Raw genomic sequence first — 9,002 nt, 5'->3', positions numbered from 1 at the left:
GGGCCACGGCGGGGGTCGCGGTGGCGGGCAGCGCGGCCCTCACCGTCGCCGCGCCGCTCGTCCTCATGGCGCTGGCGGTGGGAGTGAGTGCGCACGCCGACACCAAACGCCGGGAGGCCGTCGCACGCATCACGGAACTGCTGGAGCAACTGCACGAGGACAAGCTGGAGGCGGAGCACAGCGAACTCGACGGCTGCCGCGACGCCATCGACAAGGCCACCGCCGTCCTCCTCGATCAGGGCGTGATCGGTGCGTCGCTGGGGCTGGACTCGGCCGTGCACGCCATCAACTCGGCTCTCGGCGCCGCCGATCGCCGCCTGGCCCGTTGGCGGAGCGCCCTCGACCGGCTGCCCGACGGCGAGCCCGTCGACATCGCCACGCTGGCGAAGGCGTTCCCCGGCGTCGACGACGACGGCGGAGAGTTCCGGGCGCACCTGGAACTCGCTTCCCTCGCCATCGCGTTGAAGCAGCGGGTCAACGTCCTGCAGGCCGTCGAGCATGCCCAGAAGGACCCCGACAACCTGTTCGAGAACTTCACCCGCGCACTCAAGCGCGACCAACAGCGCCTCGACGACATGCAGTCGGGCATCGCCGGGGTCCTGCTCCGCCTGTCGGCACTGGAGCCGGCCCGCCCGCAGGGACTGCGACCCGTCTTCACGACGGGTGAGGTCGAGCGCCTGATGCGGGCCGCGCACCGCATCCACCAACTGGCCGAGGCGGTCCCGACGTACGGCCGCGCCTCGGACGTGGCGATCGAGATCGCCCGCGACAAGGACGGCTCGGTCGTCGTCTTCCCCGCGCTCCCCGCCGAGAGCTGAGGGGAGCTGGGCAAGCTGGCAGCCGAGGGCAGGCCGAGGGGAGTCACACCCGGTCGGTGCCGCCCCTCACGACCGACCGCTCCGGGCCGGGGACCACACCTCCGGCAGGTCCACGAGACGGTCGAGGACCACGTCCGCCCCGGTCAGCCGGTCGGCGGGATGCGTGGTGGTGAGCGCGGCGACGAACATGCCCGCCCTGCCACCGGCGGCGACCCCCGCCGGGGCGTCCTCCACCACCACACACGCCTCCGGAGCGGCGCCGAGCGCGCGGGCCGCCGCCAGGTACCCCTCCGGATGGGGCTTGCCGTGCTCCACGTGGTCGGCGGCCACGAGCACCGCCGGTACCGGCAGCCCGGCGGCCCTCAGCCGGCCCGTCATCAGGCCGGACGGCCCGGAGGTCACGGCGGCCCACCGCCCCGGCGCGAGCGAGGCGAGGAGTTCGGGAGCGCCGGGCACGGGACTCAGCAGGTCGCCGCCCGCCGCCTCCAGTTCCTGGATGCGGGCCAGGACCGCGGGGACGTCCGGCGGCCGGAAGAACATCGGCACGATCTCGGCGTCCCGGCGGCCGTGGCACTCCGCCAGGATCGCCTCCGGGTCCGCCTCGAACTCGGCCGCCACCTCCCGCCAGACCTGCTCGATGAGCCGGCTGGAGTCGACGAGGGTCCCGTCGATGTCGAAGAGCACCCACGGCTCCGGCGCGGGCACGCGCCGCCCCGTCACGGCGTGCCCGCCGCGGCCGCGCCGAGCGAGCGGAGCGCGGACGCCACCCCGGCGGGGTCCTTGAACAGTGCCGAGGCCACCACCAGCCGGTCCGCCCCGGCGGCCCTCAGCCCGGCTGCGCGCTCCGCCGTCACCCCGCCGTCGGCGGCGATCCGGATGTGACCGAGTCCGCGCGCGTCCAACGCGGCCCGCAGACGGCGGATCTTGTCCACGGTGTACGGGAGGAAGTCGCTCGTCCCGGGGTTCACCGCCATCACCACGACCTGCTCGACCAGATGCGCCACCTCCTCCACCGCCGAGAGCGGGGTGCCCGGGTTCAGCGCCAGACCCGCGGCGATCCCGGACCGCTCCAGCTCGCGCAGCACCCGCCCGATGTGAGGTGTGCCCTCCACGTGCACGGTGACCAGGTCCACCCCGACCGCGGCCAGCCCGTCCAGGTACGTCTCGGGCCGCGCCACCTGGAGGTGCGCGTCGAGCCGGCCGCCGAAGGCCGTACGGACCGCGCCGACCGCCTTGAGGCCGAAGCTGACGTCCGGGACGAACACCCCGTCCATCACGTCGAGGTGGAGCAGTTCGGCCCCGGCCGCCGACACGTCGGCGACGGCCTTCCCGTACTCCAGGGGGTCGGCGCCGAACAGTCCGGGGACGACGGTGACCTCGGTGACGGGAGCAGCGGGAACGGCGGGATCAGCGGGATCCGCGGGGACGGTGGCGGAGGTCATGCGTGGGCTCCTCGGTTCGGGGCGACGACCGACAGCAGCGCGCCGGTCATCAGGTCGGTCTCCTCGGGCGTCAGCTCCGGCCGCAGCGGCAGACAGAGCGCGTTCTCCGCGAGGAAGCGGGCGTTCGGGTACGCCTCGGGGTCGAAGTCGTAGGCGGCGAAGGCCGGCTGGAGGGGGACGGGCACCGGGTAGCGCACCACGGCGTCGATCCCCGCGGCGCGCAGCGCGGCCAGCGTGGCGTCCCGGTCGGGCACGATCACCTGGTACATGTGGTAGACGTGCCCGGGCCCGGCCTCCGGGACGCGGACGGCGCTTCCTTCCAGCGCCCGGTCGCACCGGGCCGCGACGGCGCGCCTGCCCCGGTTCCATTCGTCGAGCCGGGGCAGCTTGTGCTCCAGGACCAGCGCCTGCACCGAGTCCATCCGGCTGCTGTACCCGGCCTCCGCATGATGATTCTGTTCCCGCTGGCCCAGCCCCCGGAGCACCCGGAGCCGGTCCGCCAGCTCCGGCCGGCCGGTGATCGCGGCACCCGCGTCCCCGGCCGCGCCGAGCGTCTTCGAGGGGTGGAAGCTGAAGCAGCCGATGTCGCCGAAGGTGCCGACGGCCCGGCCGTTCCACGCGGCGCCGACGGCCTGGGCGCAGTCCTCGACGAGAGCGAGGCCGTGTCGCGCGGCGAGCGCGCCGATGCGGTCCATGTCCAGGACCTGCCCGAACATGTGCACCGCGATGATGCCCGCCGTACGGGGCGTGATCGCGGCCTCCAACTGATCCAGGTCCGTCATGTAGTCGGTGCCGGTGCAGTCGACGAGCACCGGGACGGCGCCCACCCGCACGATGGCGAGCACCGTGGAGTGGAAGGTGTTCGCCACGGTGATGACCTCGTCGCCCGGGCCGATGCCCAGCGCGTGCAGCGCCAGGACCAGCGCGTCGGTGCCGGAGTTCACGCCGACGGCCGCACCGGCGCCGAGCCGCTCGGCGAAGGCGCGTTCGAACCGCTCCACCGGCTTGCCGAGGATGTAGTCGCCCGAGAGCAGGAGCTCGGAGATCCTGTCCGCCAGCGCGGGGAGATCGTCGAACTGGGCGGGATAGCCGTAACGGGGTACCAGCATGGTCGTCTTCCTGGTTCTTCCGCGGAGTCTTCCGGGGCTCGGGGAGCGGGCTCAGCAGCCCGGGGGCAGGTCGGCCACCGTGGTGACCGGGTCGGGGGCGCGGACGGCGCCGGCCGGGAGCGTCGGGTCGACCAGCACCTTCAGGTGCTCCCCCCGCAGGGGCTCGCCCGCACGGCCCGTGCCGACCAGGCGGGCGCCGGGCGGGTCCGCGGCCATCGACCGCAGCACCGCTCCCGCATCCTCCAGGGCGACCACATGGCTGAGGACCCGGGCGAACCGCGCCGGCTGCGCGATCAGCAGCTCCTGGGCCCGCCGCAGCTGCCCGGCAGAGGTGCCGCGGTGCCCGGTGAGCCGGACCCGCCTGCCCGAGGGCAGGGTCACGGCCGGTACGGCCGCGGGCGCGGGGGAGCCGCACACCTGCGCCCGTCGCACGGAGTTGAGGTCGAGGGAGCCGGTCAGCGGATGCGTGGCGCCGGTCCCGAAACCTCCGAACAGATCGATGGCTCCGCCGTCCGCCACGGCCTCCAGAGCCTGGCCGAAGGCCGCTCCCGCAGCCTCCCGGGGCAGGCAGACGAAGGCCGAGGCCACGGGCAGGGCGGGGGGTGCGGTACGGAGCCGGGTGGTGTCCAGGACCTCGCGCCGGCGCAGCCACTCCAGGCGCTCGGGCCGGGCGTGGACGAGGGTCGTCGCGAGGCCGCGGATCTCGCCCACGAGGGCCGCGAGGACCGCCGTCGTACCGCTGCCCCACACCGCCGTGTCGCCGTGCGCACCGGCGGCGTCGAGCAGCTCCCAGCCGTAGAGGACCGCGCCGAGCGGTTCGACGAGGACCGTCAGGTCGGCGGGGAGGTCCGGCAGGGCCGGTACCAGGTGGCGGAGGACCGGATCGGCCGCCGCCGTGAAGTCGCCCTCGGCCGCCGGGCCCTCACCGGGTGTGGGGTACCGGCGACGGAGGACGCCGTCGTGGGAGTGGCCGAGGATGCGCTCCTGGTCGTCCGGGTCCACGGGGTTGAACAGGACCCTCCGGACCCCGGACGCGGTGCGGTGCTCCGCCAGTCCCTCGTGGCCGAGGACGGCGGCGCCGTCGGGCCGGACTCCGCGCTGGATCTGGAGGTCCGTGCCGCAGATCCCGACCCGCAGCACCCGCAGCGGGGGGCCGCCCCGCGCGGGGGCGGGGTCGGGTGCGAGACGCAACGCGCCGCCGGGCGTACGGAAGAGGGCGACGTCGTCGGCGGGCAGCCGGTCGGAGGTGTCGGTCGGGGCGTTCACGCGGCGGCTCCTTCCGCGCCGACGAGCAGCCGGTCGAGGAGTTCCACCGCGCGCGCCAGCCCGTCGGGCGTGAGGTCCTCGGCGAAGACGCACTTGCCGATGCCGGCGGGGAGAGGGAGGTGCTGGTGACCGTCGCGGTGCCGGGTGGACTCGGCGAGCGCCTCCGCCAGGAACACGGGAGTGCACCGCTCGTGCCGGACGGGCAGCCCGATCCGTTCCAGGAGCCGTAGCACCCGTACCGCGTCGGCGGGGGACAGGAGTCCCTGGTCGACGGAGATCGCGCAGGACAGGGCCATGTCGAGGGAGACGGCCTCGCCGTGCAGCAGGGCGGGCTGGAGCACCATCTCGAGCGCGGGGCCGAAGGTGTGGCCGAAGTCCACGGCCCGGCACAAGTCCTTCTCCCACAGGTTCGGTTCGAGGTGCGCGAGCATGGCGGTGATGGCACGGCGCATGACCTCGCCGCCCTCGGGGCCGGCCATCCGCGTGTCGACCAGGGTCTCGGCGTGGGCGTCGAGCAGGTCGAACAGGACGGGGTCGTCGATGACCGCCATCTTCACGATCTCGGCCACGCCGTTGCGGATGTGGCGCGGACCCAGGGTGCGCAGGAAGGAGCGGTCCACGAGCGTGTCGGCGGCGGGATGGTAGGTGCCGAGCCGGTTCTTGTGCCCGTGCGCGTTCACCGCGGTCTTGGCGCCGACGGCCGCGTCGATCATCCCGACGAGAGTGGTCGGGACCCGTACGAAGGGTGTGCCCCGCCGGTACAGGCTGGCGGCGAGTCCCACCAGGTCGGTGAGGACCCCGCCGCCGATCGCCACGATCGGGTCCCGGCGGTCCAGGCCGACGGCGTCGGCCGCGCGTACCACCCGTTCCACCGCGGCGAGTTCCTTGCCGGACTCGCCGCCGGACAGCGCCAGCACGTGGGGCACGGCCTCCCGGGCCCGGAAGTAGGCGTGGATCCGGTCGCCGTGGAGGGCGAGCACCCGTTCGTCGATCACGACGAGACGCCGCGTCCCGGGCGTCAGGCGGGCGGCACGGGCGAGCGCGCCGTCGGTGGGGGCGAGCAGCCCCGGCGCCTCGGCGACCCGGTAGGAGACGGACTGGTGGGCGTGGACGGTCCATTGCCCAAGGCTCATGCTGTGTGCACTCTCTCGTTCGGTAGTCCCCGTGCGTGGACCCCCGCGCCGCGCAGGGCGCCGAGTCCGTCGGGCCGACCGCGGACGATCCGGTCGGCGAAGTGGTCGGGGTCCCGGTCCGTGATGCCGTACAGGCCGGTCCGGGCCATGTTCCGCAGCAGGCTGTGCAGGTAGGCGTCCCCGAGCCCGTCCACGACGCCGCCGGTGAGGACGGTCGGGGTGACCTCGGGATCGAGGGTGGCCTGGGTCGTCAGGACTTCGGCGAGCGGCCGGGTCACCGCGTCGAGCAGCCGGAGCGCGCCGGGGTGGCCGTCCGCGACCCGCGCACCGAAGACATCGGTCAACGGGCCCCGCCGCGCCCCGGGTTCGTCCGGCCCGCCCCAGGAGGCGATGGGCAGGCGGCGCAGCAGCGCGGCGATCCCCGAGCCGGACGAGTACGCGGCGACATGGTCCGGCGCGCCGCAGTCGCACCGCGCGGAGAGCGGCCCGCCCTCCCAGTCCAGGCGGGACGGCAGATGCCCGATCTCTCCCTGGAGACCGTGGCGGGCGTCCAGCGGGATGCGGCCGGTCGCCAGCTCGATCGTGCGGTAGGCGATGCCGGTGCTCACCGTCAGGGCGGCGGCCTTGCCCCGCGCCGGTGCGGCCGGGTCGGTGAGCAGGGCGTACGCGAGCGCGGACACGTCGTTCACCACGGACCAGCGGACGTCGGGCCGGCGCGCGACGAGTTCGGCGGCCGGCCACCAGGAGGTCGTCGCGCTCCCGAACAGGGGTGCGCTGCCGCGTACCTCCCCGGTCGTCCCGTTCATGGCCGCGCCGAGCGACACCGCGCAGCGCGGGGGGCCGGGCGGCTCCCCGTGGGGGACGGCCAGGTCGGCGCCGGCCGCCCCGAGGACCGTGTCCACCGCCCCCACGAGCCAGTCGACGATGCCGTCCTGGAGCGCGCGGACGGGGCCCGGCCGGGTGCGGGCCCCGACGGCGGGATCGCGGCGGAAGACCGCGACGGTGCCGTCGGCACGCAGCACTCCCGCCCGGAACCACGTACCCCCGAGGTCCAGGACGATGATCGGCCGGCGGCTGCCGCGGGCCAGGTCGGCGCGGAAGCCGCCGTCGTACGGGGCCGGAGGAGACGTCACGGGTGGGAGCCGGCGGCCGCGGCGTCGAGCAGCAGGAGCCCGTCGCCGGCCAGGAACGTCCGGGCGGCCAGGGTGTCGGGGGTGGCGCCGTGGACCTTGGCCACGGCCTCGGTCTTCCCGGCGCCGGTGGCCATGACGATGCGGGTGGCGGCGCCGCTCAACAGCGGCAGGGTCTGGGTCATCCGCACCGCCCCGTCCGCGGCTGTGGTCACGGTGACCCCGGCCGGGTCCTTCGGGTCGTAGCGGTCGGCGAAGAGCGAGGCGAGATGGCCGTCGGGACCGAGCTGGAGCAGGACGAGGTCGGCGCCGCCGCCCGGCGAGAGCGAGGCGAGCAGTCCCGCGTAGCCGGCGGCGGCGTCGGCCGGGTCGCCGGAGCGGACCGGCATCGGGTGGCGCCGCGCCCCGGGCACACCGGCCGGATCGAGCAGGGTCTCGGTGATCATGCGCCAGTTGGAACCGGTCTCGGTCTCGGGGAGAACCCGGTCGTCGGTCTGCACGACGTGGACCGCGTGCCAGGGCACATCGCGCGCCGCGAGCAGCCGGTAGGCGTCGGTGGGGGTGTTCCCCCCGGTGAGGGCGAGGACGCAGTCGCCGCGCTCGGCCACAGTCCTCCGCACGGCGTCCACGACGGCGTCCGCGGTCCGCTCGGCCACCGCGAGAGCGGTGGGGAACTCCTGTGCACGAAGCGAACTCACGGTGATTCTCCCGGCTTTTCCGTACTGTTTCCGAAGACCTTTCCGAAACGGTCACGACCCTACGGAACGGGACCGTGTCCGACCATGCGGCGGAATGGCGCGAGTTGAACACCGGGGCGGTCCGGGCAGCGGCAGAGGCAAGCCGTTGAACGGCGGGAACGCGTTGTTAGGGTGCCCGCCATGTCGACCAACAGCACCGCCGGATATCTCGATCGGCTGGGGCTCCGGGGGAATCCGGAACCCACGCTCGGAAACCTGCGCACACTTCACCGGGCCCATGTGGAGCGGATTCCCTACGAGACCCTCGATTTCCATCGGGGTGTCCCCGCGGGCCTCGACCCCGGGGAATCGGTGCGCCGCATCGTGGAGCACCACAGGGGCGGCTACTGCTTCCAGCTGAACGGGGCCTTCGGAACGCTCCTCACGGCGCTCGGATACGAGGTCACCCTGCACTCCGTGGGCGTACAGGGCACCGAGGACCCCGCCCCGGTGGGCGTCAACGGCAACCATCTGGCGCTGACCGTGTCCGGGGACGCCTTCGAGGGGCGCTGGCTGGCGGACGTGGGGCTCGGCTTCGCCTTCCACGAGCCGCTGCCGCTGCGCGCGGGACGGACCGTACAGGGGCCGTTCGCCTACGCTCTCGCACCGTCCGCCGCCGGGCCGGGCGTCTGGCGGCTCGACCACCAACCGGTGCGCGGTTTCACCGGCGCCGACATCTCCACCGCCGAGGCGCGCATCGACGAGTTCGGGGCGGAGCACGTCCGCCTCTCCACCGCGCCCGACTCGGAGTTCGTCCGCACCGCGCGGGTCCAGCGCCGGGACGCCCTCGGCACCGACCTGCTGCTCGGCCGGGTGCTGACCAGGATCACGGCCGACGGCGAGGCCCGCCGGGAGATCGACGACGCGGGGGAGTGGTTCGGCGTCCTGCGGGACACCTTCGGGCTGCCGCTCGACGACCTGGACGCGGCGGAGCGGCGGCGGCTGTGGGAGGTCGTCTGCGCGGCCCACGAAGGGTGGCTGACCGCGCGCCGGTGAGACCGGCTGCCGTCGGTGACGGGTGCGCGCCGGTGACGGGCGGCCGTCGGCGGGACGGCTGGGCTCCGGCGTGGCGGCCGCCGGCCGCCCGCCCGCGGCCCAAGCGGGCCCCACGTCACCACCAGGTGCGCGGCGCCCCCTCCGACCGGCGGCCTGCGAGGAGTTCCGCCGCGGCCACGGCGTTCACCAGGCCCGCGCCGTAGGTCTTGACGACCGTCGTCCCCGCCGGGACCGGAATGTCGCGGTAGCCCATGTCCACCAGGACCGCGTCCGGCCGGCGGGCGAGGAGCCCGGACACCAGCGCCTCCTGCCACGGGTCGGCGGCGTCGGCACGGGCCACCACGGCAAGCGGCGTGCCGGGGGGGATGGGC

General features: G+C 74.8%; 8 protein-coding genes and 2 pseudogenes. 2 read left to right on the top strand and 8 right to left on the bottom strand.

The window, feature by feature from the left end; translation table 11 throughout:
* A pseudogene (locus EAO70_RS35820) lies at positions 1-818 on the top strand (hypothetical protein); the annotation flags it as partial.
* A gap of 66 nt (positions 819-884) precedes the next feature.
* On the opposite strand, the gene EAO70_RS35815 reads toward EAO70_RS35820, so the two are convergent.
* Genes EAO70_RS35815 through pgl form a run of 7 tightly spaced genes read right to left on the bottom strand, consistent with a single transcriptional unit; the run spans position 885 to position 7,596 of the window.
* The gene (locus tag EAO70_RS35815) at positions 885-1,523 is read right to left on the bottom strand and encodes an HAD-IA family hydrolase (RefSeq protein WP_148006968.1); all 639 of its coding nucleotides are present in this window, start codon (positions 1,521-1,523) and stop codon (positions 885-887) included.
* An 11-nt stretch (positions 1,524-1,534) separates the two neighbouring features.
* Positions 1,535-2,260 carry a ribulose-phosphate 3-epimerase gene (locus tag EAO70_RS35810; RefSeq protein ID WP_148006967.1) on the bottom strand — a complete coding sequence of 242 codons (726 nt, stop codon included), beginning with the start codon at positions 2,258-2,260 and terminating at the stop codon, positions 1,535-1,537.
* On the bottom strand, positions 2,257-3,369 hold the full coding sequence (locus EAO70_RS35805) for a DegT/DnrJ/EryC1/StrS family aminotransferase (protein WP_148006966.1): 1,113 nt from the start codon (positions 3,367-3,369) through the stop codon (positions 2,257-2,259). The genes EAO70_RS35810 and EAO70_RS35805 overlap by 4 nt, the downstream gene beginning before the upstream one ends.
* A gap of 51 nt (positions 3,370-3,420) precedes the next feature.
* Positions 3,421-4,635 (bottom strand): dehydrogenase, encoded by a 1,215-nt coding sequence (locus tag EAO70_RS35800; protein ID WP_148006965.1) that lies wholly within the window; start codon positions 4,633-4,635, stop codon positions 3,421-3,423.
* On the bottom strand, positions 4,632-5,768 hold the full coding sequence (locus EAO70_RS35795; RefSeq protein WP_148006964.1) for a sedoheptulose 7-phosphate cyclase: 1,137 nt from the start codon (positions 5,766-5,768) through the stop codon (positions 4,632-4,634). The genes EAO70_RS35800 and EAO70_RS35795 overlap by 4 nt, the downstream gene beginning before the upstream one ends.
* The gene (locus tag EAO70_RS35790) at positions 5,765-6,901 is read right to left on the bottom strand and encodes an ROK family protein (RefSeq protein WP_261993223.1); all 1,137 of its coding nucleotides are present in this window, start codon (positions 6,899-6,901) and stop codon (positions 5,765-5,767) included. The genes EAO70_RS35795 and EAO70_RS35790 overlap by 4 nt, the downstream gene beginning before the upstream one ends.
* Positions 6,898-7,596, bottom strand: a complete 699-nt coding sequence (gene pgl, locus EAO70_RS35785) for a 6-phosphogluconolactonase (RefSeq protein ID WP_187284188.1) — start codon at positions 7,594-7,596, stop codon at positions 6,898-6,900. The genes EAO70_RS35790 and pgl overlap by 4 nt, the downstream gene beginning before the upstream one ends.
* Before the next feature lie 180 nt (positions 7,597-7,776).
* Between pgl and EAO70_RS35780 the strand changes: the two genes are divergently transcribed.
* On the top strand, positions 7,777-8,631 hold the full coding sequence (locus EAO70_RS35780) for an arylamine N-acetyltransferase family protein (RefSeq protein ID WP_148006962.1): 855 nt from the start codon (positions 7,777-7,779) through the stop codon (positions 8,629-8,631).
* A gap of 115 nt (positions 8,632-8,746) precedes the next feature.
* Here the strand turns inward: EAO70_RS35780 and EAO70_RS35775 are convergent.
* Positions 8,747-9,002: pseudogene (locus EAO70_RS35775) on the bottom strand (hypothetical protein); the annotation flags it as partial.

This window comes from Streptomyces sp. adm13(2018), assembly GCF_008042145.1.
In the GTDB taxonomy this organism is placed as follows: domain Bacteria; phylum Actinomycetota; class Actinomycetes; order Streptomycetales; family Streptomycetaceae; genus Streptomyces.
The sequence above is the reverse complement of the archived record's forward strand: the minus strand, read 5'-3'. Positions and strand labels throughout refer to the sequence as shown.